Source organism: Sphingopyxis sp. C-1 (genome assembly GCF_001047015.1).
Lineage (GTDB): Bacteria > Pseudomonadota > Alphaproteobacteria > Sphingomonadales > Sphingomonadaceae > Sphingopyxis.
Window position 1 is genome coordinate 408,346 of record NZ_BBRO01000002.1, and the last position, 22,733, is coordinate 431,078.

Annotated in this window: 27 protein-coding genes; 13 read left to right on the forward strand and 14 right to left on the reverse strand. The window is 63.6% G+C overall.

Annotated features, from left to right (window positions below; all coding sequences use genetic code 11):
* The first annotated feature begins 122 nt into the window (after positions 1–122).
* Together clpX and SC1_RS16540 are read left to right on the forward strand one after the other, a co-directional pair.
* Positions 123–1,394, forward strand: coding sequence for an ATP-dependent Clp protease ATP-binding subunit ClpX (gene clpX / locus SC1_RS16535; protein ID WP_062186880.1), 1,272 nt, complete (start codon positions 123–125; stop codon positions 1,392–1,394).
* Between the two features lie 270 nt (positions 1,395–1,664).
* A complete protein-coding gene (locus SC1_RS16540; protein ID WP_062185130.1) occupies positions 1,665–4,883 on the forward strand; it encodes a TonB-dependent receptor in 3,219 nt (1,072 codons plus the stop codon).
* Between the two features lie 105 nt (positions 4,884–4,988).
* Here the strand turns inward: SC1_RS16540 and SC1_RS16545 are convergent, their stop codons facing one another.
* The 10 genes from SC1_RS16545 to SC1_RS22285 all read right to left on the reverse strand — a co-directional run bounded on the left by SC1_RS16545 (position 4,989) and on the right by SC1_RS22285 (position 8,647).
* Complete coding sequence (locus tag SC1_RS16545) at positions 4,989–5,399, reverse strand: SufE family protein (protein ID WP_062185133.1); 411 nt, start codon at positions 5,397–5,399, stop codon at positions 4,989–4,991.
* Positions 5,400–5,528: 129 nt separating this feature from the next.
* A complete protein-coding gene (locus SC1_RS16550; RefSeq protein WP_062185136.1) occupies positions 5,529–5,774 on the reverse strand; it encodes a hypothetical protein in 246 nt (81 codons plus the stop codon).
* A 23-nt stretch (positions 5,775–5,797) separates the two neighbouring features.
* Positions 5,798–6,067, reverse strand: a complete 270-nt coding sequence (locus SC1_RS16555; RefSeq protein WP_062185139.1) for a hypothetical protein — start codon at positions 6,065–6,067, stop codon at positions 5,798–5,800.
* A 25-nt stretch (positions 6,068–6,092) separates the two neighbouring features.
* A complete protein-coding gene (locus tag SC1_RS16560; RefSeq protein ID WP_039577096.1) occupies positions 6,093–6,356 on the reverse strand; it encodes a hypothetical protein in 264 nt (87 codons plus the stop codon).
* 11 nt (positions 6,357–6,367) lie between these two features.
* Entirely contained in the window at positions 6,368–6,685 is a 318-nt protein-coding gene (locus SC1_RS16565) for a hypothetical protein (RefSeq protein WP_062185141.1), read from the reverse strand.
* Positions 6,686–6,699: 14 nt separating this feature from the next.
* Positions 6,700–6,999 (reverse strand): hypothetical protein, encoded by a 300-nt coding sequence (locus tag SC1_RS16570; RefSeq protein WP_062185144.1) that lies wholly within the window; start codon positions 6,997–6,999, stop codon positions 6,700–6,702.
* Positions 7,000–7,042: 43 nt separating this feature from the next.
* Positions 7,043–7,423 carry an envelope stress response membrane protein PspC gene (pspC, locus tag SC1_RS16575; protein ID WP_062185147.1) on the reverse strand — a complete coding sequence of 127 codons (381 nt, stop codon included), beginning with the start codon at positions 7,421–7,423 and terminating at the stop codon, positions 7,043–7,045.
* Position 7,424: 1 nt separating this feature from the next.
* Positions 7,425–7,700, reverse strand: a complete 276-nt coding sequence (gene pspB / locus SC1_RS16580) for an envelope stress response membrane protein PspB (protein WP_056367989.1) — start codon at positions 7,698–7,700, stop codon at positions 7,425–7,427.
* A gap of 12 nt (positions 7,701–7,712) precedes the next feature.
* Entirely contained in the window at positions 7,713–8,378 is a 666-nt protein-coding gene (gene pspA, locus SC1_RS16585) for a phage shock protein PspA (protein ID WP_062185149.1), read from the reverse strand.
* Positions 8,379–8,476: 98 nt separating this feature from the next.
* Positions 8,477–8,647 (reverse strand): hypothetical protein, encoded by a 171-nt coding sequence (locus SC1_RS22285; protein WP_193749205.1) that lies wholly within the window; start codon positions 8,645–8,647, stop codon positions 8,477–8,479.
* Positions 8,648–8,826: 179 nt separating this feature from the next.
* On the opposite strand from SC1_RS22285, the gene pspF reads away from it, so the two are divergent.
* Positions 8,827–9,858 carry a phage shock protein operon transcriptional activator gene (pspF, locus tag SC1_RS16590; RefSeq protein ID WP_062185151.1) on the forward strand — a complete coding sequence of 344 codons (1,032 nt, stop codon included), beginning with the start codon at positions 8,827–8,829 and terminating at the stop codon, positions 9,856–9,858.
* A 43-nt stretch (positions 9,859–9,901) separates the two neighbouring features.
* Here pspF and SC1_RS16595 read toward each other — a convergent pair whose 3' ends face one another.
* Complete coding sequence (locus tag SC1_RS16595) at positions 9,902–10,411, reverse strand: hypothetical protein (RefSeq protein ID WP_062185153.1); 510 nt, start codon at positions 10,409–10,411, stop codon at positions 9,902–9,904.
* A gap of 228 nt (positions 10,412–10,639) precedes the next feature.
* On the opposite strand from SC1_RS16595, the gene rplU reads away from it, so the two are divergent.
* The 3 genes from rplU to SC1_RS16610 all read left to right on the forward strand — a co-directional run bounded on the left by rplU (position 10,640) and on the right by SC1_RS16610 (position 12,283).
* Positions 10,640–11,128 carry a 50S ribosomal protein L21 gene (gene rplU, locus SC1_RS16600; RefSeq protein WP_062185155.1) on the forward strand — a complete coding sequence of 163 codons (489 nt, stop codon included), beginning with the start codon at positions 10,640–10,642 and terminating at the stop codon, positions 11,126–11,128.
* A gap of 52 nt (positions 11,129–11,180) precedes the next feature.
* Positions 11,181–11,450: a 50S ribosomal protein L27 gene (gene rpmA / locus SC1_RS16605; RefSeq protein ID WP_062185156.1), complete on the forward strand. Its 270-nt coding sequence runs from the start codon at positions 11,181–11,183 to the stop codon at positions 11,448–11,450.
* Between the two features lie 236 nt (positions 11,451–11,686).
* On the forward strand, positions 11,687–12,283 hold the full coding sequence (locus SC1_RS16610) for a GNAT family N-acetyltransferase (RefSeq protein ID WP_062185159.1): 597 nt from the start codon (positions 11,687–11,689) through the stop codon (positions 12,281–12,283).
* Positions 12,284–12,500: 217 nt separating this feature from the next.
* Here the strand turns inward: SC1_RS16610 and SC1_RS16615 are convergent, their stop codons facing one another.
* Complete coding sequence (locus tag SC1_RS16615) at positions 12,501–13,106, reverse strand: DUF937 domain-containing protein (RefSeq protein ID WP_062185161.1); 606 nt, start codon at positions 13,104–13,106, stop codon at positions 12,501–12,503.
* 179 nt (positions 13,107–13,285) lie between these two features.
* Here SC1_RS16615 and SC1_RS16620 point away from each other — a divergent pair, with 179 nt between their 5' ends.
* The 3 genes from SC1_RS16620 (at position 13,286) to SC1_RS16630 (ending at position 16,585) form a co-directional block, all read left to right on the forward strand.
* Positions 13,286–13,684 (forward strand): DUF3597 domain-containing protein, encoded by a 399-nt coding sequence (locus SC1_RS16620; RefSeq protein ID WP_039577117.1) that lies wholly within the window; start codon positions 13,286–13,288, stop codon positions 13,682–13,684.
* A gap of 124 nt (positions 13,685–13,808) precedes the next feature.
* The gene (locus SC1_RS16625) at positions 13,809–15,653 is read left to right on the forward strand and encodes a DUF885 family protein (RefSeq protein WP_062185164.1); all 1,845 of its coding nucleotides are present in this window, start codon (positions 13,809–13,811) and stop codon (positions 15,651–15,653) included.
* Entirely contained in the window at positions 15,653–16,585 is a 933-nt protein-coding gene (locus tag SC1_RS16630) for a DUF2268 domain-containing putative Zn-dependent protease (RefSeq protein WP_062185167.1), read from the forward strand. Before SC1_RS16625 ends, SC1_RS16630 begins: the two co-directional genes overlap by 1 nt.
* Here SC1_RS16630 and SC1_RS16635 read toward each other — a convergent pair.
* The gene (locus SC1_RS16635; RefSeq protein WP_062185170.1) at positions 16,582–17,031 is read right to left on the reverse strand and encodes a hypothetical protein; all 450 of its coding nucleotides are present in this window, start codon (positions 17,029–17,031) and stop codon (positions 16,582–16,584) included. The genes SC1_RS16630 and SC1_RS16635 overlap by 4 nt on opposite strands.
* A 48-nt stretch (positions 17,032–17,079) precedes the next feature.
* Entirely contained in the window at positions 17,080–18,681 is a 1,602-nt protein-coding gene (locus SC1_RS16640) for a phosphoenolpyruvate carboxykinase (protein ID WP_062185171.1), read from the reverse strand.
* A gap of 290 nt (positions 18,682–18,971) precedes the next feature.
* Between SC1_RS16640 and SC1_RS16645 the strand changes: the two genes are divergently transcribed.
* The 4 genes from SC1_RS16645 to rapZ are packed head-to-tail and all read left to right on the forward strand — an operon-like array spanning position 18,972 to position 22,729.
* On the forward strand, positions 18,972–19,682 hold the full coding sequence (locus tag SC1_RS16645) for a response regulator transcription factor (RefSeq protein ID WP_062185174.1): 711 nt from the start codon (positions 18,972–18,974) through the stop codon (positions 19,680–19,682).
* Between the two features lie 4 nt (positions 19,683–19,686).
* Positions 19,687–21,279 (forward strand): ATP-binding protein, encoded by a 1,593-nt coding sequence (locus tag SC1_RS16650; RefSeq protein ID WP_062185176.1) that lies wholly within the window; start codon positions 19,687–19,689, stop codon positions 21,277–21,279.
* Between the two features lie 54 nt (positions 21,280–21,333).
* On the forward strand, positions 21,334–21,780 hold the full coding sequence (locus SC1_RS16655; RefSeq protein WP_062185179.1) for an HPr kinase/phosphorylase: 447 nt from the start codon (positions 21,334–21,336) through the stop codon (positions 21,778–21,780).
* A gap of 10 nt (positions 21,781–21,790) precedes the next feature.
* Complete coding sequence (gene rapZ, locus SC1_RS16660) at positions 21,791–22,729, forward strand: RNase adapter RapZ (protein WP_062185182.1); 939 nt, start codon at positions 21,791–21,793, stop codon at positions 22,727–22,729.
* The last annotated feature ends 4 nt before the right edge of the window (positions 22,730–22,733 follow it).

A 22,733-nucleotide genomic window follows, 5' to 3' on the forward strand; every position in this document is an offset into this window, starting at 1 on the left:
TGGTACCTCGGTGCCAGGCTGGACATTGAACCGATGTCACCCAATTGCCATATTGTAATTGGGTGACCGGGGGCTAGGATAAGAAAGGCGACGCCCCTTTTGGGCCCGCCATAGGAATGTTTATGACGAAATTGAGTGGCTCGGACAGCAAGAGCACCCTTTACTGCTCCTTCTGCGGCAAGTCGCAGCACGAAGTCCGCAAGCTGATTGCCGGGCCGACCGTGTTCATCTGCGACGAATGCGTCGAGCTGTGCAACGACATCATCCGCGAAGAGATCAAGGGCGGTATCGCCGCGCGCAAGGACGGCGCGGTGCCGACGCCGCTCGAAATCTGCCAGCATCTCGATTCCTATGTGATCGGCCAGAACACCGCCAAGCGCGTGCTGTCGGTCGCGGTGCACAACCATTACAAGCGCCTGGCGAACAGCGGGCGCGGCGACGACGTCGAACTGGCGAAGTCGAACATCCTTCTCGTCGGCCCGACCGGCAGCGGCAAGACGCTGCTCGCGCAGACGCTGGCACGCTTCCTCGACGTGCCCTTCACCATGGCCGATGCCACGACACTGACCGAGGCGGGCTATGTCGGCGAGGATGTCGAGAACATCATCCTGAAGCTGCTGCAGGCCAGCGACTATAATGTCGAAAAGGCGCAGCGCGGCATCGTCTATATCGACGAAATCGACAAGATCAGCCGCAAGGCCGAAAATCCGTCGATCACGCGCGATGTGTCGGGCGAAGGCGTGCAGCAGGCGCTTCTGAAGCTGATGGAAGGCACCACCGCGAGCGTTCCGCCGCAGGGCGGCCGTAAGCATCCGCAGCAGGAATTCCTCCAGGTCGACACGACGAACATCCTGTTCATCGCGGGCGGCGCGTTCAGCGGCCTCGAAAAGATCATCGGCGACCGCCTGCAGGGCAAGTCGATCGGTTTCGGCGCGCATGTCGCCGGCCCCGACGAGCGCCGCAGCGGCGAAGTATTGAAGCAGATCGAGCCAGAGGATCTCCTCAAGTTCGGCCTTATCCCCGAATTTGTCGGCCGCCTGCCGGTCATCGCGACGCTTGAGGATCTCGATGTCGATGCGCTGGTCAAGATTCTTGGTGAGCCCAAGAACGCGCTGGTCAAGCAGTATAAGAAGCTGTTCGACCTTGAAGAAGTTGCGCTGACCTTCACCGACGACGCGCTCGTCGCGGTCGCCAAGAAGGCGATCGAACGCAAGACCGGCGCGCGCGGATTGCGCTCGATCGTCGAGGCGATCCTGCTCGACACGATGTTCGACCTGCCCGACCTGACCGATGTGGTCGAGATCGTCGTCGACAAGGATGTTGTCGAAGGCCGCAAGGATCCCGTGCGCGTCTATGCCGACAAGGCGAAGGAAGCGGCCGGCGACGCCGCCTGAGTCGCAAATGGGGCGCCTTTCGAGGCGCCCTTTTATGTTGCATTGCAGCAACAGTTTCCGGAAAAAACACATCTGCGCCTGTGGATAAAATTTGCTGCGCGACGGAAAATAGCGCTTTTTTAGCCCCGAGCTGACCCGCGCGCCCCTCCCCACTTGCACTGTCACAATTGCTGTCACAATCGTGCCACATGCGGGCTTCAGGGGCGCTCGCAGGTCAGGCGCGCCCCATTCGGGCGCCTGCCAAATGCACCACCAAAGGGGACAATCCAAATGCATTTCCGTCACTATCTGGCTGCGAGCGCTGCTGCGCTCAGCATGAGCGTTGCGCTCGCCGCTCCCGCGGCCGCCCAGGAAACCTCATCGTCGGTTCGCGGTACCGTCGAATCGGCAAGCGGGCCGGTCGCCGGAGCGACCGTCTCCGTGACGCACGTCCCGTCGGGCACCGTATCGCGCACAACCACTGACGGCAGCGGCAATTTCGGCGCCAATGGCCTTCGCGTTGGCGGCCCCTACACGGTCGAAGTAACCTCTGACGGGTTCGACAGTGCGCAGGTTACCGATCTCTTCCTGCAGGCCGGTCAGCCTTTCCGCCTGCCGATCACGCTCGAAGACACGGCGATTGTCGTGACGGCATCGTCGGTCAAGGGCGCAGTCGAAACCTCGAACGGCCCGATCACCGCGCTCAACCGCGAAGCGATCGAAGGCGCCGCCTCGATCAACCGTGATATCCGCGACCTTGCGCGCCGTGACCCGCTCGTCACGCTCGACCTGACGAACGCCCGCACGATCGAAGTCGCCGGCAACAACGGCCGTCTAAACCGCTTCTCGGTCGACGGCGTCCAGATGAGCGACGACTTCGGCCTCAACAACGGCGGCCTGCCGACCTCGCGCGGCCCGGTTCCCTTCGACGCGATCGAGCAATTCTCCGTGAAGGTCGCACCGTTCGACATCGCCGAGGGCGATTTCCAGGGCGGCGCGGTCAATGTCATTCTCCGCTCGGGCGGCAACAAGTTCCACGGCGGCGCTTTCTTCACTTATACTGACGACAGTCTGACCGGCAACCGCACCCGTGGCCGCGACGTCAATCTTGATTTCGACAGCAAGCAATATGGCGCCAACCTCAGCGGCCCGCTGATCAAGGACAAGCTGTTCTTCATGCTTGCCTATGAAAAGACCAAGGAAACTGATCCGTTCGACAGCGGCTTTGGTCCGGGCTTCGCCAATCAGGTCCCCGGCCTGACGCAGGCGGTGATCGACCAGGTCAGCAGCATCGCGCAGTCGCGCTATGGCTATGACACGCTTGGCCTGTCGCCAAACGCCACCGAGGAAGATGAAAAGATCATCGGCAAGCTCGACTGGAACATCAGCGACACGCAGCGCGCGTCGCTGACCTATATCCGCAACGTCGGCACGCAGCAGTTCCAGCAGAACACCTTCCTGACCACGCCCTTCGCGCTGGGTTTCCAGTCGAACGGCTATGAGTTGGCCGAAGAAGTCAATTCGGGGGCGTTCGAACTGAACTCGACCTGGTCGGACAGTTTCTCAACGACCTTCCGCGCTTCATACCGCGACTATAATCGCGACCAAACGCCTTTCGGCGGCCGCGATTTCGCGCAGATGGAGGTCTGCACCGATCCCGTTGCAACCAGCGCCAGCACGGCAACGGGCTGCAACGGCACGCGCCTGTTCTTCGGTCCCGACGTCAGCCGCCATTCAAACGACCTGAACACCGAAAACCTGTCGTTCGACCTGACGGCGCGCCTCGACGCCGGCAATCATTCGTTCCGCCTGCTCGCGGGTTACACCGATGTGTCGGTTTACAACCTGTTTGTGCAGCGTTCGCTCGGCGATTTCTATTTCGACAGCCTCGCCGATTTCGCCGCCGGCAATGCGAATCGTCTGCGCTACGGCAACGCGGTGCCAAGCCTCGACCCGGACGATGCCGCAGCCCGTTTCAGCACGCAGAACTATACCGTTGGCATCCAGGACGACTGGCAGGTCACCCCCGATCTCACGCTGTCGCTCGGCGTTCGTTACGACCTGTTCGGCAACGATGTGAAGCCGCCGCTGAACCCCAACTTCCTGGCACGCTATGGTTTCCACAACCGCGAAACCTTCAACGGCCGCGACGTTCTTCAGCCGCGCTTCGGTTTCAACTGGCAGGCCACCGACAAGCTGATCGTCCGTGGCGGCGTCGGCATCTTCTCGGGCGGCACGCCCGACGTCTATCTGTCGAACAGCTTCTCGAACACCGGCCTGCTCACCAACTCGGTCGATATCAACCGCACGAACTGCGCGGCTTCGGCCACCTGTAATGCGCTGAACGGTATTACCGGCGGCACCATTCCGAGCAGTGTCGACACCTTCCTCATTGGCGGTTCGCAGAGCCTCGCGCCGACCGATAATATCGATCCCGAGCTGAAGGTCGCGCGCAAGTGGAAGGCCTCGCTGCAGGCCGACTATGAAATCGGCGACGGCTGGTTCGTTGGTGGCCAGTTCCTGTACGACAAGAACATCTATGGTTACACGTGGACCGACCTGCGTTCGGTACCGAACGGCACACTGCCCGACGGTCGCCCGCGTTATAATGTGCTTGGCCCGGCCACGACTAACCGCGATCTTCAACTGACCAACAGCGAAAAGGGTCGCTCCTTCTTTGCGACCGCCCGTTTCGCCAAGGCTTGGGACTTCGGCTTGTCGATCGACGGCAGCTACACCTATTCGAACGTCAAGGATGAAGGGGCCATGACCTCTTCGACCTCGTCGTCGAACTATGGCAACAACGCCTTCGTGGACCCGAACCGTGCAGCCTATGGCCGGTCGATCTATGAATATACCCATCAGTGGAAGTTCAGCGCGGACTTCAAGCGTGACTTCTTTGGCGACAATGAAACGCGCATCAGCCTGTTCGGCGAATATCGTTCGGGCCGGCCGTACAGCGCGACGATGCTGGACAACAGTGGCAATCGTGGCACCACCTTCGGCACGGTCGGGAACCTTGGCAACATGCTGCTGTATGTTCCGACGGCCGGAGGCGATTCGAAGGTCAGCTTCGACTCGGCCGCTAGCGAGACGGCGTTCAACAACCTCATTTCGCAGCTCGGCCTCGAAAAATATCGCGGCCGGATCGTGAAGAAGAACAGCCAGACCTCGCCCGATTTCTTCAAGGTCGATCTCCACTTTAGCCAGGAAATTCCGGCCTTTGTCGGCAATGCGAAGTTCAAGCTGTTCGCCGACGTCGAGAATGTCCTGAACCTGATCGATAGCGATTGGGGTTCGCTTCGTCAGGTCGACTTCCCGTACAACGCGGCGATCGCGCGGGTTACCTGCCTGACGGCTGCTACTCCGACGGGAACGGCGGGAACGACGGCGTCCTTGTCACAAACCTGTGCGCAGTATCGCTACAGCAACGTTCTTGCACCGAACGAAGTGCTCACGAACCGCGTGTCGCTGTATGGCATCCGCGTCGGTGTGAAGGTCAACTTCTAAGCCATCCGGCTTCGACCGAAAGAAAAGGGCGCGGGAGGAAACTCCCGCGCCCTTTTTTCTTGCGCGTGGCGAAATGACAAGCCGCGCCGATGGCGGCAGGGGAAATCAGTCCGCGGCGATGCGGCGCGCAGTATCCTGAACCAGCGCGATCATGTTCGGAACGCCCTGCGTGCGGTTCGACGATAGCTGGCGCGTGAGGTCGAAGGGGGCGAGCGCTGCGGCGACGTCCATGTCGGCCACTTCGGCCGCGGACTTGTCCTGCACCGCGGCCAGCACGAGCGCGACGATCCCTTTGGTAATCGCCGCATTGCTGTCGGCGAGAAAATGTAGCTGTCCGTCCTCGCGCGGGACCGGATAGACCCAGACGCTCGCCGAGCAGCCGCGCACCAGTGTCGCATCGGTCTTAAGGGCGTCGGGCATCGGCTCGAGCGTCCGGCCGAGGTCGATCAACAGGCGATAGCGATCGTCGCCGTCGAGAAACTCATATTCTTCGAAGATGTCGTCGAGACTGCGCATGGCCGCGCCCCTCGCACAGATGGCGCCGGGTTGGAAGGCCCCGAAACAACATCGGCCCGCTCCCCTGTCAGCCGCCGGACGGATGGCGCCTGACAGGGGAGCGGGCCGGTGCCGCGCGGGGCGGGGTGTTTAAAGGTCGACCCCCGCCGCGATGGCTTCGAGCTTGCGCAGCCGTTCCTTAAGGTCGGCGATCTCGATCCGCGACCCGGCGTGCGGAACGCCGGGATCCTGCGCCAGCGGCGCGTGCCCCGCGGCGAGCTCCTCACGCTTGAGCTGGATCCAGTCGCGCCAGCCGCGGAGCGCGACAAGGCTGACGATGCTCAGCGCGGTGAGCGCGACGGCCGCGGCAGTGAAGTCTGGAGTGATGAAAGCCATGAGCGTTGCTCCTTTTCCGGCATTCAGATTTTGCTGCTGTCGCGCAGCTTCTCGATTTCCTGATCGAGCGTAACGGCGCGATTATTGTCGGTGGCGATGCGTTCAAGCACCTGGATGCGATCCTTGAGCGCGCGTATTTCGGCCTGCAGCGCCTTGGTCTCTGCATTGTCCGCAGCGTTGCCGACAAAAAATTCATTGCCCTTATTGTCGCGGCGGATGCCGTGCTTGGCGCGAATGATGCTGCCGATCGTCACGATCAGAACGATGCCGATGACCATTTCAAAGGGGTTCATGGGGAAGAATCCTTTCGTTTATTATTCAGTTCAGCGGGGCGTCGCGCAGCTTTTCGATCTCGTCGGCGACATCAATTCCCTTGTCGGTAACGATGCGCTCGAGAACGCGGACGCGTGCCTCCAGCCGTTCAGTTTGCGCCGCATATTGCGCGGCCTTTTCGGCGGTCTCGTTGGTGATCGCCTTGAACTGCCGTTCCTTGAACTTGAGGTGGCGTTCATAGGCAGCGTAGCCGATGCCGAGCGTGACGGGCAGACCGACGACGATAATGAGGATGACAATCGCTTCCATATTCCGTTTCCTCAGTTCGACGGGCGCCGCAGCGCCTCGATCTCGTGGCTCAGCCGGTGGCCCTCGTCGGTGACGATGCGCTCGATCACCGCGAGGCGATCTTTCACCGAACCAAGTTCGGCGCGCAGTTGGGCATTTTCCTGGCTGATCAGCTTGACGCGTTCCATCGCTTCGTCGCTGGTCTTGGGATAGATCGCCTTGCCCCAGCTGTTTTCGAGCGGATAGCCATTCTTGACGCGGATCCAGGTCGTGAAGACCCAACCGCCGACCCCGGCCAGGCCGACGACGGCGGCGACGGGGGCGATGGTATTCAGGACATCCAGATTCATGCTCTCAAATCCTCTCAGCGCAGGCGGTCGATCTGGTCGGCGAGCTGCGCCGCCTGACCGTTGTTCTCGGTCGCGATGCGTTCGAGCACCGAGATCCGCTCTTCCAGCCGGCTGACCTGCCCCGCCAGCTTGGCGTTGTCATCGGTCAGCAGGGCGATTTTTCGATCAGCGTCGGGGTCGGTTCGATGAACCGTGCCGCCCCATTCATTCTCAACGGGATAGCCGTGCTTTGCGCGGATCCAGGTGGTGAACATCCAGCCGCCGATCGACAATGCGATGATGGCGAGGACAAAACCGGTACCACCGAAATTCATTTTCTATCTCCCTGTTTGCGCCCCAAGGATCTTTGGGTGCCGCTCAGCGCAGCGCGTCGATCTCGTCGGCGAGGCGGCGATTGTGGCTCGTGTAATATTGCTCGATGTCGGCAAGCCGGCGGTCGATGTCGCGGAAGCGCGACTTGATGTCGCGGGTCGATGCCGTCGGATTGCTTCGCACCCCCTGCCAGAATTTCGCTTCCTCGGTCGAACCATAGAGCGCGAACGGCTTGGGCGTGCCCATCCATGCAACCATCCAGTAAGCGATCAGCGTCCAGGGGAAGCCGCCCATCAGCGTGAGGAGCACCGCCCCGACGCGAACCCAGAGGACATCGATCCCACTATAGTCGGCGATCCCGGCGCACACACCGCTCCATTTGGCGTTCTGCTTGTCGAGGTAGAATTTTGTGCGGCTGGCAGACATCTCAGTTCCTCCGGCTGTTGTTTTCGAGTTGCGCCAGCTCTTCATCGCTGCGTACCGCGGGGCGGAAGTCGGGATGGTCGGCGCTGATGATGCGTTCGACAGTGTGCAGGCGATTTTCGAGGCGCCGTGCGGTATCGTAAAGTTCGTCGAGCAGTTGTTCGTCTTCCCCGGTCAGTGTCTTGGCCTGCTTCCACTTCGTGATGTAGTGGAGGATCAGCCAGGGCAGACCGAGGAAGAGGGTTCCGATAACGATCGGGACGATAATGATCTCTTCCATCGGTCAGGCTCCTTACTGTTTGCTGGCCTGCGCGGCTTTCAGCGCGGCGAGTTCGTCGGCGACCTTGTCGGCGGCCTGCAGTTCGGCGATTTCCTCGTCGAGCGACTTTTTATAGCCAAGGCCCAGCGCATCGGCGCGGCCTTCGGCTTCGTCGACGCGGCGTTCGAGGATCTCGAAGCGCGAGAAGGCATCTTCGACCCGGTCGCCGTTCGTCATCTCGCGCAGCTTGTAGCGGTTCTCGGCGCTTTCGAGGCGGTTGACGACACTCGACTGGCGCGCGCGCGCTTCGCTGAGTTTTTTCTGCAGCTTGGTGATATCGGCTTCATAACCGGTCAGCGCGTCATCGAGGACGGCAATCTCGGCTTTCAGCTTCTCCGCCATGTCGCCAGCCTTTTGCTTTTCGACGAGCGCAGCGGTGGCGAGGTCTTCGCGGTCCTTCGACAGTGCGAGTTCGGCCTTTTCCTTCCAGCTATCCTGCAGGCTTTCGAGCTTGGCGATATGGCGGCGCATTTCCTTCTGGTCCGCGATCGTGCGGGCGGCGGAAGCGCGGACTTCGACGAGCGTTTCGTTCATCTCGAAGATGATCTGGCGGATCATCTTTTCCGGGTCTTCGGCCCGGTCGAGCAGGTCGGTGACGTTGGCGGCGATGATGTCGCGGGTTCGTGAAAAAATACCCATTTTGAAACTCCTGTCGAAAATCTTGAGACCATTGTCTTTTATAAAAAGCTGGTGCCGGGGCGGGGCAAGGGGGGAGAGTGCCCCGGCACCAGTGCCGGTCAGGCCAAAGCGCTGACCGCCGGGGACATGACAGCGGCAACCAGCGGGCCGGCGGGGGTGCCGGTGACGCTGGCAGCAACCTGGGGCTGGTCGATCACGCCGACGAGAATGGCCAGCGCTCCGGCCGCGCTGAGCGCGAAAGTGGCGGCCTGGGCAAACATCGTTTTCATGGATCAACCTTCCCTGTGTTTTTCGCTGCACCGACGCATCGTGCGCCGGTTCACAGAAATCTTTGCAGGAGGCGTGCCAATTGCGCAAAGGCGCACAAAACCGCCGAACTTCACTCGCAAATCGAGCCTTCAATCGATTTAACTTGCCAATCAACGGGAAAATTTGCCAATGATTGGGAATGGAACGCGAGACGCAATTCATTGGCCAGTCGGCGGCATTTCAGGACGCGGTCGAACGCGCCAGCCTCGCCGCCTCGCTCGACCGTCCGGTGCTCGTGATCGGCGAGCGCGGGACGGGCAAGGAACTCATCGCCGAGCGCCTCCACCGCCTGTCGACACGCTGGGATCGCCCCTATGTCATCATGAACTGCGCGGCGATGCCCGAAACGCTGATCGAGTCCGAACTTTTCGGGCACGAGGCCGGCGCCTTCACCGGCGCGACGCGCACGCGTGCAGGACGTTTCGAAGAAGCCGACGGTGGCACGCTGTTTCTCGACGAACTCGCAACGATGTCGATGGGCGCGCAGGAACGGCTGCTGCGTGCGGTCGAATATGGCGAGGTGACGCGCGTCGGATCGTCGCGTCCGATTCGCGTCGATGTGCGCATCGTCGCGGCGACCAACGAACATCTGCCCGCGCTGGTCGAGGACAATCGCTTCCGCGCCGACCTGCTCGACCGACTGTCGTTCGAAGTCATCACCCTGCCCCCCTTGCGCGCGCGCGAAGGCGATATCGAGGTGCTGGCTACCTATTTCGGCCAACGCATGGCGGCGGTGATCGGCTGGGACGAATGGCCCGGCTTCGGGCCGCGCGCGCTCGCGGCTATGGAGGGGCACGACTGGCCCGGCAATGTCCGCGAATTGAGGAACGTCATCGAACGCGCAATCTATCGATGGGCCGACCCCGAAAAGCCGGTCGATGCGCTGAGCTTCGATCCGTTCGCGAGCCCCTGGCAGCCGGTGGTGCGCAAGGCGCCCGCAAAATCCGAAGCGTCTGCGCCGGGCCCCGCGAGCGACGCGGTGCAAGCGCCTGCGACCGCGCCGTCAGGCTCGGTCAGCGACCTGCGGGCGGCGGTCGACGCTTATGAAAAGCAGATATTGTCGGACACGATGGCGCGCTGCCGTTTCAACCAGAAAGTCGCCGCCGAGGCGCTGGCGCTGAGTTACGACCAGATTCGCCACGCGCTGAAGAAACATGGGCTGAACCAATAGGCACGATGATCCTCCCTGCCGCAAAGCGACGGGAGGATATAAACTACTGCCCCGGCAGTTGCGCGTTCAGCGCCTCCAGCACCGCATCCTGCGTCGAGGCGAGATCGGCGAGCCGGTCGCGCAGCGCATAAATGTCCGGAAGCCCGTCGATCTGATCGTCGACACTGCGCTCGATATAGAGACGATCGATGTCGGCAAGCGCCGTCGTGAGCGGCGCGCGCGCGGCGATCAGGCGCGTAATCGCTTGTTGCGCCACGACCCAGCGCTCGCTGGAGACGGGAGCACCTGCGGCGGCCGAAACCGCCGATGCCGTCGCGGCGCGCTCGGCGGCAAAGGCTTGCTGCCCGGCAGCACCATCAGCTTCCCAGCGCTGGAGACGTCCGGCAAGGTCGGTGGGCAGCGGCCCCGGCGGCGCGACGACGACCGCGGGCGGCGCGACATCGAATCGCCCCTCGACCGCGCGCTTCGCGAGCGAGGGGCCATCATTGGCCTGTGTCCCGGCGCAAGCGGGCAGCGACAGGAGCAGCGGGGCAAAAAGAAGGGCGCGCTTCATTGCCGTCCCTGATATGGGCGCACCGACGGCGCAGCAAGTGCCGAATCGGCAGCGTGGGCGATAATCGACCTCGCCCCGCGCTTTTGGACGAAAAGCACGGGATTTGGCGGTTGACAGCGACGCCCTGTCTCGCTAGTGGCGCTGACTTTCCCGCATGCCGGAAAAATCGCCTGCTTTGGCGGGTGACTGGCAGCGTGGGTGTTTTAGTTTCTGATTGGATGGAAGACCATGTTCGCAATCGTGCGCACGGGCGGCAAGCAGTATCGCGTCGCCGCTGGAGACAAGATCGCCGTTGAAAAGATCGACGGCGAAGCTGGCGACACCGTGTCGCTGGGCGACATCCTGCTGGCCGGTGACGGCGGCGAAGTGAAGAGCGCCGAAGGCCTCGTCGTTTCGGCCGAGATCATCGCCCAGACGCGCGGCGAAAAGGTCATCGTCTTCAAGAAGCGCCGCCGGCATAACTACCGTCGCCGCAACGGTCACCGTCAGTCGCTGACGCTGCTGCGCATCCTCGCTGTCGGCGATGCCAAGAAGGCCGCGCCGAAGAAGGAAGCCGCTCCGAAGGCTGAGGCCGCTCCGGCTGCCGAAGCCAAGGCTGCAGCACCCGCCAAGGAAGCCGCACCTAAAAAGGCTGCTGCTCCGAAGGCCGAAGCCGCTGCCGAAGCGCCCGCAAAGAAGCCCGCTGCCAAGAAGGCAGCCCCCAAGAAGGAAGCCTGAGCGCGGCAACGCGGCTCGGCCTCTCGAACGAACGAATTAAGGAGCATCAGTCATGGCACATAAGAAAGCAGGCGGTTCTTCGCGCAACGGTCGCGACTCAGCCGGCCGCCGCCTTGGCGTGAAGAAGTTCGGCGGTCAGGAAGTGATCGGCGGCAACATTATCGTGCGCCAGCGCGGCACCCGGGTCTACCCGGGCGTCAACGTTGGCATGGGCAAGGACCACACGCTGTTCGCAACCGCCGACGGCCAGGTCCGATTCCACGATGGCAAGCTTGGCCGCAAATATGTGTCGGTCGACGCCATGGCGGAAGCCGCCGAATAAGGACGATCTTCCAGGGTCGTCCACCAGGGATGACCCGGAACGGTCCTTTCCGCCCCAAGCGGAAACCAGTTCGAAAAGAGGGAGACGGGTCACCCCGGGCTCCCTTTTTTCTTGCCTGAAATCCGCGCTCTAGCGGTCAGGCGCGAAAATCGGGCCATCCATCTCCCTCCGTATCGAATGTCGTCAAAGCGTCACCATCTGGCGCCAAGGCGACAGGCAATTGGGAGTTAGAAAAGATGTTCGCGCGTACCGAAAGACTGTTGCTGCGGCCCGGCTGGCTGGAAGACGCCCCCGCGCTCGCCCAAGCGATCGGCGAAGAGGCGGTGGTCCGCAACCTCGCGACCGCACCCTGGCCCTATGGCGAGGATCAGGCGCAGGAGTTTCTGAGCAAACCGCTCGACCCCGACCAGCCGCGTTTCCTGATCTTTGCCCGCACCGGCGGCGCGCCGCGCCTTGTCGGCGGCTGCGGCATTTCGCCGAGCCCCGAAGGCGGCCCCGAAATGGGATATTGGATCGCCCGTCCCTATTGGGGCCTGGGTTTCGCGACCGAGGCGGGGCGTCAGCTCGTCCATATCGCGCGGGCAATGAACCTGCCGAAACTGTCGGCGGGCCATTTCCTCGACAATCCGGCGTCGGGTGCGGTGCTGCGCAAGCTTGGTTTCAAGCCCACCGGCAAGGTCGCGCCGCGTTACAGCCTCGCGCGCGGCGGCGAAGCGCCCTGCGCGCTGTTCGAGGAAGGCGACGCCGATTCCGATGGCGCCGTCACCCCGATGCGAAGCCGCATCGGGGTGGACGAGGATTTCCGTGAGGAATTGCGCCTGATGGCAGCGTAAAGCCGATCGCGCGGTGAGCTGAGGCGACATGGCGGCTTAGGGGTGGGGAGCGGGCGTTGCCTCCCCCCACTTCCGTCATCCCGGGCTTGACCCGGGATCCCGCTTTTTTGACGCACTCACTGGCATCGACTTCAAGCGGGACCCCGGATCAAGTCCGGGGTGACGAGGACGTGGACGGCAGCAATCGGTCGAAAGGGAACCGTCCGACTGCGGCCGCCTATCCCCGCATCTTGTTGACCATGCCCATGATATCGTCGAGCGGATTGCCGTCGCCGTCCATGTCGAGCATTTTTCCCAAACCGCCAAGGCCTCCCGCCGATGGCGCCGCGCCGCCGCCCATCGCGCCGCCGAGCACATTGCCGAGCATGCCGCCCAGACCGCCGGAAAGTCCGCCGCTTTCGCCGGACTGGCCGCCCTGCTTCGCCATATAGCCCGCAACCATCATCGCGAGCATCGGCAGCATCTGTTTGAGAATGCCCGAATCGAGTCCGGTCTGTGCTGCGGCCTGCCCTGCGACAGTGCGGCTCACATCTTTCGACCCGAAAATCTGCCCAAGCACATCATTGCCCTGTTGAACGGGAGTCGGCTGCGATCCGAGTACCGAGTCGAGCAGGCCGCCGCCGCCGAGTTGGCCGAGGAGACCTCCAAGCGCTCCAAGCCCTTCGGCTCCGCCGCCGGCCGATTGAGCCTGCTTTTTGAATCCGCCGAGAATCGCGGGAAGCAGCGCGTCGGCGCCCTGTTTCGCCATCGCGGGAGGAATGCCCAGCTCCTTCGCCATCGATTCGATGCCGCCGGCTTGCGCCAATATGTCGGTGAGATTCATGTCGTCATACTCCCGCTTCGGCACGGATCGGACGCCGCGCCGATGCAAATGAGTATAGCAGCAGGCAGGACGAGGAGGAGTCGTTCATTTGGCTGTCATTCTCAAATGCATAGTCCTAGCCTGCGACTGTACGACTCGCCTTTCGGCGATGCGCCATGGTTTCTAGTGGGAGCTAAACAATGAGCATTTTCGGCAAGATCAAGGACGCCATCTTCGGCAAGAAGGCCGTCGCCGCAGAACCCGCCGCCCCGGCCGCGCCCAGCCCCGTCGGCACCGCGCTGGACGCCGCGACGCAAGCCATGGCCGCGGCCGCCGCCGCGCCCGTCGATGTCGATGCCATCCTCACCGCCGAGGCCGCGAACGCCGGACAGGATCTCAACTGGCGCACGTCTATCGTCGACCTCATGAAGCTGCTCGGCATTGATTCGAGCCTCGCCAACCGCAAGGAACTGGCGCAGGAACTGGGTTACACCGGCGAACTCGACGGCAGCGCCGAAATGAACATCTGGCTGCACAAGGCGGTTATGCGCGAACTCGCGGCGAACGGCGGCAAGGTGCCCGCCGATCTTACCGACTGATAGACAGCCGATAATTTTCGACGGGGGTCGGGAGGGCGCAAGCTTTCCCGGCCCCTTTTCGTTGACCGCCGCGCGGGTGTGCCTAGACAGGTTTCACAAGAAACAAGTCGCCAGGGAGCTGCCCGTGTCTAATCCGCTTTCCACCCCCGTCAGTCGCCGCCAGACGCTTGCCACGCTCGGCGCGGGCACCGCGGGGCTTGCCATCGCCGGTCCCGCAGCCGCTCTTCAGTCGGCGCCAAAGAGCGACGCGCAGCAACTGCTCGATTCGATCGCCGACAATCTGCTCGCGCTCTCGCCCGAAGGTGCGACTTCGCTCGGCATCGACACCGGTGCACGCGCGGCCGAACGCGGCAAGCTCGGCGACCGGTCTGCAGCAGGCCAGAAAGCCGTCGCCGATACGCTGAAGGCCGATGTCGCGCGCGTCCGCGCGTTCGACAAGGCAGGGCTCGATCACAAGACGCGCACCAGCCTTGCGGTCGTGGAGAGCGCCTATGGCGTTGCGCTCGACGGCTTTGCCCTGCCCTATGGCGACGTCGCGGTCGGCGGCTGGCGCAACACGCCCTATGTCGTGATCCAGAATGTCGGCGCCTATCTCGACGTCCCCAAATTCCTCGACAGCGATCATCCGGTGAAAAATACCGCCGACGCCGAAGCCTATCTGTCGCGCCTCAACGCTTTCCCCGGCGTCCTCGACGGTGAGACCGGCCGGCTGAAAGCCGCCGGCGGACAAGGGCTGATCGCCCCTGCCTTCTTGATCGACAAGGCGGTGAAGCAGATGGAAGCAACGATCGCCGACGCAAAAGCGGGCGGATCGATGGTCGAAAGCCTCGTCCGCCGCACGGGCGAAGCGAAGATCGCGGGCGACTGGTCGACACGCTCGGCGAAGATCGTGCAGGGTCCCGTCGCTGCGGCGCTCGAACGCCAGCTCGCCGAACTCAAGGCGCAGCGCGCGAAGGCGACGATGGACGCGGGCATGTGGGCGCGTCCCGGCGGCGACGAATTCTACGCCTGGGCATTGCGCGCTTCGACGACGACGCGGATGACGCCCGAAGAGGTCCACCAGATGGGCCGCCATGAACTCGCCGAACTCCACGGCAGGATGGATCCGATCCTCAAGAAGCTTGGTTATACGCAAGGCTCGGTCGGCGACCGCATGAACGCGCTCGCCAAGGATCCCAAATATAAGTTCCCCGACAACGACGCGGGTCGCGCCGAAATCACCGCCTATATCCAGACTTGGCTCGGCAAGATCCGCGCGCAGCTACCGCGCGCGTTCCGCACGCTGGTAAAGGGCAATGTCGAGGTGAAGCGCCTGCCGCTGGCCGAAGAACCCGGTGCACCTGCGGCCTATGGCGGCGCGGGATCGATCGACGGGACGGTGCCGGGCAAATTCTGGATCAACCTGCGCACCACAGAGCTGCACAGCAAGTATTCGCTCCCCGATTTGACGATGCACGAGGCGATTCCCGGCCATGTGTGGCAGGGCGAATATGCGAACCAGATGCCGCTCATTCGCACGATGCTGGCGTTCAATGCTTACTCCGAAGGCTGGGCGCTCTATGCCGAGCAACTCGCCGATGAGCTTGGCCTCTACGACGATTTCGAGGTCGGGCGTCTGGGCTATCTCCAGTCGCTGGCATTCCGCGCCTGCCGCCTCGTCGTCGACACCGGCATCCACGCCAAGCGCTGGACACGCGAGCAGGGCGTCGAGTTTTTCGTCAAGGAAAATGGCTCGAACCCGCTCGAGGTGTCGAGCGAGGTCGACCGCTATTGCAGCTGGGCCGGGCAGGCGTGCGGCTACAAGGTCGGGCACAGCGAGATCGTGCGGCAGCGCGGGCTGGCGCAAAAGGCGTTGGGCGCGAAATATGACCTCCGCGATTTCGACAATGTCGTCGTCGAGGGCGGCAACGTCCCGCTCGACGTGCTCGCGCAAAATGTCGACGCCTATGTGGCGGAGAAAAAGGGCTGATGCGTCGCGCCGCCTTGCTGGCGGTACTCGCCGCCAGCATGACTTGGAACCCGGCCAGCCGCGCTGCCGATCAGCCGGCCTCTCCGGCGCGCGTCGCGATCGTGACCTCGGACGTCGAGCGTTTCTTCGCGCTCGCCGATGATCCGGCGCTTGCGGCGCAGCCCGAGCAGCTCGCCATACGCTATCTCGCCGATCCCTCACCGGGGCTGGTCGAGTTCATGGCGCTGCGCCGTATCACACCCGAAAAGCTGGCCGCAGCGCTGCGCACCAAACCGCAACTCTTTGCCGATGCGCGCGGCTGCGCGGCAAAACTCGGCAATGTCCGGACGCGGCTGGTCGCAGCGACCGACCGGCTCGCTGAAATCTATCCTGCCGCCAAATTCCCGCCGATCACCATCGCGATCGGGCGCGGGACGACCGCAGGCACTGCAAACGCCAAGGGGCTTTATATCGGGCTCGAAACCCTGTGCATGGCAAAGTTCATCGAGGCTGACGACGAAGACCGCTTCGTCCACATCATCGCGCACGAATATGTCCATGCACAGCAGCCGCTCGCGCAGGTCGAGAGCGAGGACGATACCGTCCTCCACGCCGCGCTTGTCGAGGGCGCTGCCGAGTTCGTCGCCGAGCGGATGAGCGGTTCGGTCGGCTATCCGCTGCTCCACCAATGGGCGAAGGGACGCGAAGCCGAGTTGGAAACCGCCTTTCTTGCCGAAAAGGACGGCAAGGCGATCGGGTCACGCTGGCTCTATAACCAGCAGGGCAAGGACGGTTGGCCCGGCGACCTCGGCTATTGGGTCGGTTACCGCGTCGCCAAAAGCTACTATGATCGCGCACCCGACAAGGCCGCGGCGATCAAGGCGATTATCGAGATGCGCGACCCCGCCGCCTTCCTTGCGGAAAGCGGCTGGGCGCCCGGAATGAAGCTTTAGGCCGGAAAGGGCACAAGATCGGGTTCGACAAAGCCGCGCCGCGCCGGGACCGAAAAGAGCAGGTCGCGGGTGTAGAAGCGCAGCGGCCAGTCGCGGCCGCCCATGTCGGAAAGCAACAGCGCGTTGACGCGCGCAGCCAGCCCGACCTCGGCGGTTTCCGACAGGAACAGCCGCACCCCTGCGACATAGGCACGCGTGATAGTGTCATGATAGCCCTGTGTGTCGTCGTTCACACCACCGACACTCTCGTTATAGCGGCTGATGATCGTCGCAATCTCGGCATCGATGTCGATGTCGGGGCGCTCGCTGACAAGCCAGAGGCAGGCGCCCAGATGCGCCTCATGCGTCCACGCTTCGCGCGGCAGGCTGCGCGCGAGCAGGCCACTGCCGATCGCGCGTATGTCTTCGTCGCGCTCGAACAGGCGCGGGCGATATTCGGTGGTCATTGGTCCGGTCCTTCCGGGTGAATGAACACCCGGAAGGTTCCGGGTAGGTTATGCTGCGACGGCCGCCTGCGGCGCGGCTTGGCGGACGCCTTCGTCGACATGATCCGCAAATTGCGCGAAATTGTCGATGAATTGTCCGACGAGCGTTTGCGCCGTGCGGTCATAGGCTTGTTTGTCGGCCCAGGCTTCGCGCGGATCGAGCAAGGCACTGTCGACGCCCGGAACCGCGACGGGCACCATGAAGCCGAAATTCGGATCCTTGCGGAATTCGGCGTCGTTGAGGCTGCCGTCGAGCGCGGCGTTGAGCAGCGCGCGCGTCGCCTTGATCGGCATGCGCTTGATGCCGTCCATCGTCGCCATGCCGCCGGTCCAGCCGGTGTTGACGAGCCAGCACTGGACACCGCCCTTGGCGATGCGCTCTTTCAGCAAATTGCCATAGACCGACGGGTGACGCGGCATGAAGGGTGCGCCGAAGCAGGTCGAGAAGGTCGCCTCGGGCTCGGTCACGCCGATCTCGGTCCCCGCGACGCGCGCGGTGTAACCCGAAAGGAAATGATACATCGCCTGGTCGGGCGTCAGCTTCGCGATCGGGGGCAAGACGCCATAGGCATCGGCGGTGAGCATGATGATGTTCTGCGGGACCGGACCCATATTCCGTTCCGACGTGTTCGGAATGAAATCGATCGGGTACGAACCACGGCTGTTCTCTGCGAGGCTCGCGTCGTCGAAATCGAGTTCGCGCGTGACCGGATCGATCACGACATTTTCGAGCACGGTGCCAAAACGCTTGGTCGTCGCGAAAATCTCGGGCTCGGCCTCCGGCGAAAGGCGGATCATCTTGGCGTAGCAGCCGCCTTCGAAATTGAAGACCGCGGTGTCCGACCAGCCATGCTCGTCGTCGCCGATCAGCGTGCGCGAGGCGTCGGCCGACAGCGTCGTCTTGCCGGTGCCGCTGAGGCCGAAGAAGACTGCGGTGTCGCCCTTGGGTCCCATGTTCGCCGAGCAGTGCATGGGCATCACGCCCTTAACCGGGAGCAGATAGTTGAGGATGCCGAACACCGACTTCTTCATCTCGCCCGCGTACTGCGTGCCGCCGATCAGCACGAGCTTCTCCGAGAAATTCACCGCAACGACAGTCTCGGTCCGCGTGCCGTGGCGCGCCGGGTCGGCGCGGAAGCTCGGCAGGTCGATGATCGTATATTCGCTCGCGAACGCCGCGAGCTCGGCCGCGGTCGGGCGGCAGAGCAAGGTGCGGATGAACTGGCTGTGCCAGGCGAATTCGGTGACGACCTGAACCGCGACGCGGTGCTCGGGCTGCGAGCCGCCGAAAAGCTGCTGACGGAACAGGCGCGGGCGCTGCGCCAGATGCGCGAAGAAATCGGCCTTCAATGCCGCGAAATTATCAGGGGTCATCGCGACGTTCGTCTTGCCCCACCAGATCGTATCGGCGGTCTCTGCGTCCTTGACGATGAACTTGTCCTTGGCGCTGCGGCCGGTGTGCTTGCCGGTTTCGACGACGAGCGGGCCGTCCTTGGCGAGCACGCCCTCCCCGTGGCGAACCGCATCCTCGATCAACTGCGGAGTGCCCCAGTTTTCGGCGACTTCCGCCTTCGTCTCGACGGTGTCCGCGCCGATCACAACCTTGGTCATTTGCCTTCGCCTTTCCTTGTCCGGCGGCGTCGTTGCATACCTATGCAATGCTTAGCGCACTAATGGGTTGGCCCGCATTCGCATGGGTGCCGACGTGACCGCCGATTCCGAAATCTCGGCCGCGTTAGCCCGCTTGGCGGGGGAGGTCAAAAGATTAAAGCGGAGCTGCGCGGCGCTTGCGATGAGCGCTTGCGGCGGGCGTGCCAAAAGGGAACTGTACTAACGCCCCGATGTTGTCGCTGAACCGCGGATAGGCTAATCGCTGCTTGGGCCCGCCAAACGGAAAGAGCATGACGGCAACCATCGCGCTGGTCGACGACGACCGCAATATCCTGCAATCCCTGTCTATCGCGCTTCAAGCCGAAGGCTTTGTGACGCGCGTCTATTCGGACGGCGAGGCGGCGTTGAAGCCGCTGATCGACAATCCGCCCGATCTGGCCGTGTTCGACGTCAAGATGCCGCGAATGGACGGACTCGAACTGCTGCGTCGCCTGCGCGAGAAGAGCCAGCTTCCCGTCATATTCCTGACCAGCAAGGATGACGAGATCGACGAGGCACTGGGCCTGGCGATGGGCGCCGACGATTATATCGCCAAACCCTTTTCGCAGCGGCTGGTGATCGCCCGCATCCGCGCCATCCTGCGCCGCGTCGAACTCAACCGGTCGGCACCCAGCGAAGACGACGAACCCGTCGCCGAGCCGATCACCCGCGGACGGCTGCAGATGGACCCGGCGCGCCACAAGGTCGCGTGGGACGGCAAGGACGTCACGCTGACCGTCACCGAATTCCTGATCCTCGAAACGCTTGCCGCACGCCCCGGTATCGTGCGCAGCCGCAATCAATTGATGGACGCCGCCTATCAGGACGACGTCTATATCGACGATCGCACGATCGACAGCCACATCAAGCGCCTGCGCCGCAAGTTCCGCGAGGTCGACCCCGAGTTCGACGCGATCGCAACCCTTTATGGCGCAGGGTATCGCTTTGCAGACGAGAGCTGATGCCATGAAGCCCGACGCCAGCATCGCCGAACAGGAGGAATCGCCGCTGGTCTGGTCGGCGCGCTGGTCGCTGACCACGCGTATCCTTGCGGTGAACATCCTCGCCATCGCGCTGCTTGCCGGCGGCTTCTATTATCTCGACTCCTATCGGAGCCGACTGGTCGATACGCGCATCGAGGTGATGAAGGACCAGCTCGCAATGCTCGACAGCGCGCTGGAAGCGGCGCGGCCCGAAGAGCGCACGCGGCTGATCGATGAATTTACCGCCGCGACCGAGTCGCGCCTGCGCTTCTATGCCGCCGACGGCCGGCGCATTTCGGACAGTTTCGAGACGGGTCCGCCGACCTATACGTTGCGCGATCCCGATCTGCAGCCCTGGAAGCGCGACGCCGCGCGCGCGATGGATCGCGGCATCGACTGGATCGTCGGCGCGCCGGCCTATCCCGAGTTCGAGGAACCGCGCGTCGACAATGCGAAATCCTGGCCTGAGGTCCTCGAAGCGCAACGCAGCGACATCGAGACGAGCCGTTTCCGCTATGCCCCCGAACGCACCCCGCTGCTCAGCGCGGCACGCGTCGTCGACCTCGATACGCCGCAAACGGTGCTGATGACGCTCAATGCGCGCGACATCACGCGCACCGTGCGCGCCGAACGCTTTCGCATCGCCGTCGTCGTCGCAATGGTGCTTATGGCGTCGGTCCTCCTGTCCCTGTTCCTTGCCCGCACCATCGTCCGCCCGCTCCGCCGCCTTGCGCGCGCCGCAGTTCGCGTCCGCCTCGGCCGCGCCCGTGAGGTTGTCGTACCGCGCCTGCCCAGCCGCCGTGACGAGATCGGAACGCTCGCCCGCGCGCTCAGCGACATGACGCAGGCGCTGCGCGAACGTATCGACGCGGGCGAACATTTCGCTGCCGATGTGACGCACGAGCTCAAGAATCCGATCGCCTCGGTCCGCTCCGCGATCGAGGGGCTGGGACGCGTCAAAAGCGACGAGCAGCGCGCGCAACTCCTGGCGATCGCCGACGAGGATGTCCGCCGGCTCGACCGGCTGGTGAACGACATCAGCGAGGCGAGCCGGGTCGACGCGCAACTGTCGCGTACGCTGTTCGAACCGATCGACGTCGGCATCATGATCGAATCGATGCTCGCGGCGCGCGCGGCGCGCGTCGACACGACCGTGCCCCAGCCGCGCGTCGCCTTCGCGCGTCCCCGCAAAGGTACGACAGTGGTGATGGGCGATGGCCATCGGCTTGAACGCGCGATCGACAATGTGATCGACAATGCGATCAGCTTTTCGCCCGATACCGGCCTCGTCTGCATTTCGGCGACCCGCCTCGGCGATGAGGTTCATGTCAAGGTCGACGACGACGGCCCCGGCATCGACCCTACGCAGCGCGACGCCATTTTCCGCCGTTTTCATAGCGAACGCCCCGCGGGCGAGGCCTTCGGTCGCCATAGCGGGCTGGGCCTGGCGATCGCGCGCACGATCGTCGAGGGGCATAGCGGTACGATCAATGCCAAGGATCGCGATGACGGCAGGTCGGGCGCCAGCCTGCTCATCACCCTGCCCGCGCGCGAAGGTACGACCGAAACCGGCTGACGCCGTCATCCTATCGTCTTGCGGCACCGCACCGTCGCCGGTAAGCCATGCGACATGCTTCCGAGCCGGACCAACACGCAAATCGTCAATATCCATGCGAGCTGCGTCGCAGCGGGCAATGGCGGCGTGCTGATCCTCGGCAATTCGGGACAGGGCAAATCGGACCTGGCGCTGCGGCTGATCGATCGCGGCGCGCGGCTGGTTGCCGACGACCGCTGCGATATCTGGTTCGAACGCGGCCGGCTGTGGTGCCGGCCGCCCGAAAACCTGGCGGGCAAGCTGGAAGTGCGCGGGATCGGGATCGTCGAGCGGCCGTGGACGGCACCCGTCCCGCTCGCGCTCGCGGTGCGCCTGACCGACCGCTACGACCGCATGCCAGCAGTCAATCAGGTCGAGACGGTCGCGGGCCACCCGCTGCCCGCGCTGTTGCTGTCGGCGTTCGAGGCGTCGGCGCCGATCAAGATCCTGCTCGCGCTCGAACGACTGGCACCCGCGGCATGAGGCATCGACGATGAGCGCGGCCGCCGAATCGCGCCTGTTGCTGGTCACCGGCCTGTCGGGTGCGGGCAAATCGACCGTGCTGAAGGTGCTCGAGGACCTTGGCTGGGAAGTGGTCGACAATCTGCCACTCGCGCTGCTCGAAACGCTGATCGACGCGCCGATGCAGCGCAGCGAGGCGGGGCGCCCGCTCGCGATCGGCATCGACAGCCGTAGCCGCGGCTTCCGTCCCGCGCTGCTCGTGCGCCGAATCAAGGATTTGCGCGAGGCGGGCGGACGCGACATCCAGACCCTGTTCCTCGATTGCGCCGGTGCCGAACTCGAACGCCGTTTCTCTGAAACGCGCCGCCGCCATCCCATGGCCGAGGACCGCCCCGCCGCCGACGGGATCGCGCGGGAGCGCGAGATGATGGAGCCGCTCCGCCGCTGGGCCGAGCATGTCGTCGACACGACCAACTACAGCAGCAACGATCTGCAGCAGGAAATCCGCCAACGGTTCGGCGATGCCGACGAGGGCGAACCCGTCCTCAATGTGATGAGCTTCGGCTTCGCGCGCGGGCTGCCGCGCAACGCCGACCTCGTCTTCGACATGCGTTATCTGCGCAACCCGCACTGGGATCCGAAGCTCAAGCCCGGAACCGGGCTCGATTCCGATGTCGCCGCCTATGTGATTGCCGATCCCGCCTATGAAGACAGCCTGTCGCAGATCGAGAAGTTGATCCTCACCTTGCTGCCGCGCTACCGCGCCGAGGGCAAAAGCTATGTCACCATTGCCTTCGGCTGTACGGGGGGACGCCACCGATCGGTCCATGTCGCGAGCCGTGTTGCCCAAACGCTACGCGAGTCCGGATATGAGCCAACGCTGACCCACCGCAATCTTGACTCTGCCCCGCAAGATGGGCTTGAGGGCAGGCCCCCGCCCGCGGCTTCCGCGCCCGGCGGCAACATATAAGGGT

Excerpts from the sequence above, each read along its gene's own strand:
- SC1_RS16595 (WP_062185153.1), bottom strand. The coding sequence starts at position 10,411 with ATGAAGCGCGCCCTTCTTTTTGCCCCGCTGCTCCTGTCGCTGCCCGCT.
- rplU (WP_062185155.1), top strand. The coding sequence starts at position 10,640 with ATGTTCGCAATCGTGCGCACGGGCGGCAAGCAGTATCGCGTCGCCGCT.
- SC1_RS16540 (WP_062185130.1), top strand. The coding sequence starts at position 1,665 with ATGCATTTCCGTCACTATCTGGCTGCGAGCGCTGCTGCGCTCAGCATG.
- SC1_RS16630 (WP_062185167.1), top strand. The coding sequence starts at position 15,653 with ATGCGTCGCGCCGCCTTGCTGGCGGTACTCGCCGCCAGCATGACTTGG.
- pspB (WP_056367989.1), bottom strand. The coding sequence starts at position 7,700 with ATGGAAGAGATCATTATCGTCCCGATCGTTATCGGAACCCTCTTCCTC.
- SC1_RS16550 (WP_062185136.1), bottom strand. The coding sequence starts at position 5,774 with ATGGCTTTCATCACTCCAGACTTCACTGCCGCGGCCGTCGCGCTCACC.
- SC1_RS16545 (WP_062185133.1), bottom strand. The coding sequence starts at position 5,399 with ATGCGCAGTCTCGACGACATCTTCGAAGAATATGAGTTTCTCGACGGC.
- SC1_RS16565 (WP_062185141.1), bottom strand. The coding sequence starts at position 6,685 with ATGAATCTGGATGTCCTGAATACCATCGCCCCCGTCGCCGCCGTCGTC.
- rapZ (WP_062185182.1), top strand. The coding sequence starts at position 21,791 with ATGAGCGCGGCCGCCGAATCGCGCCTGTTGCTGGTCACCGGCCTGTCG.
- pspF (WP_062185151.1), top strand. The coding sequence starts at position 8,827 with ATGGAACGCGAGACGCAATTCATTGGCCAGTCGGCGGCATTTCAGGAC.
- clpX (WP_062186880.1), top strand. The coding sequence starts at position 123 with ATGACGAAATTGAGTGGCTCGGACAGCAAGAGCACCCTTTACTGCTCC.
- pspC (WP_062185147.1), bottom strand. The coding sequence starts at position 7,423 with ATGTCTGCCAGCCGCACAAAATTCTACCTCGACAAGCAGAACGCCAAA.
- pspA (WP_062185149.1), bottom strand. The coding sequence starts at position 8,378 with ATGGGTATTTTTTCACGAACCCGCGACATCATCGCCGCCAACGTCACC.
- SC1_RS22285 (WP_193749205.1), bottom strand. The coding sequence starts at position 8,647 with ATGAAAACGATGTTTGCCCAGGCCGCCACTTTCGCGCTCAGCGCGGCC.
- SC1_RS16610 (WP_062185159.1), top strand. The coding sequence starts at position 11,687 with ATGTTCGCGCGTACCGAAAGACTGTTGCTGCGGCCCGGCTGGCTGGAA.
- SC1_RS16620 (WP_039577117.1), top strand. The coding sequence starts at position 13,286 with ATGAGCATTTTCGGCAAGATCAAGGACGCCATCTTCGGCAAGAAGGCC.
- rpmA (WP_062185156.1), top strand. The coding sequence starts at position 11,181 with ATGGCACATAAGAAAGCAGGCGGTTCTTCGCGCAACGGTCGCGACTCA.
- SC1_RS16555 (WP_062185139.1), bottom strand. The coding sequence starts at position 6,067 with ATGAACCCCTTTGAAATGGTCATCGGCATCGTTCTGATCGTGACGATC.
- SC1_RS16650 (WP_062185176.1), top strand. The coding sequence starts at position 19,687 with ATGAAGCCCGACGCCAGCATCGCCGAACAGGAGGAATCGCCGCTGGTC.
- SC1_RS16615 (WP_062185161.1), bottom strand. The coding sequence starts at position 13,106 with ATGAATCTCACCGACATATTGGCGCAAGCCGGCGGCATCGAATCGATG.
- SC1_RS16570 (WP_062185144.1), bottom strand. The coding sequence starts at position 6,999 with ATGAATTTCGGTGGTACCGGTTTTGTCCTCGCCATCATCGCATTGTCG.
- SC1_RS16640 (WP_062185171.1), bottom strand. The coding sequence starts at position 18,681 with ATGACCAAGGTTGTGATCGGCGCGGACACCGTCGAGACGAAGGCGGAA.
- SC1_RS16560 (WP_039577096.1), bottom strand. The coding sequence starts at position 6,356 with ATGGAAGCGATTGTCATCCTCATTATCGTCGTCGGTCTGCCCGTCACG.
- SC1_RS16645 (WP_062185174.1), top strand. The coding sequence starts at position 18,972 with ATGACGGCAACCATCGCGCTGGTCGACGACGACCGCAATATCCTGCAA.
- SC1_RS16635 (WP_062185170.1), bottom strand. The coding sequence starts at position 17,031 with ATGACCACCGAATATCGCCCGCGCCTGTTCGAGCGCGACGAAGACATA.
- SC1_RS16655 (WP_062185179.1), top strand. The coding sequence starts at position 21,334 with ATGCTTCCGAGCCGGACCAACACGCAAATCGTCAATATCCATGCGAGC.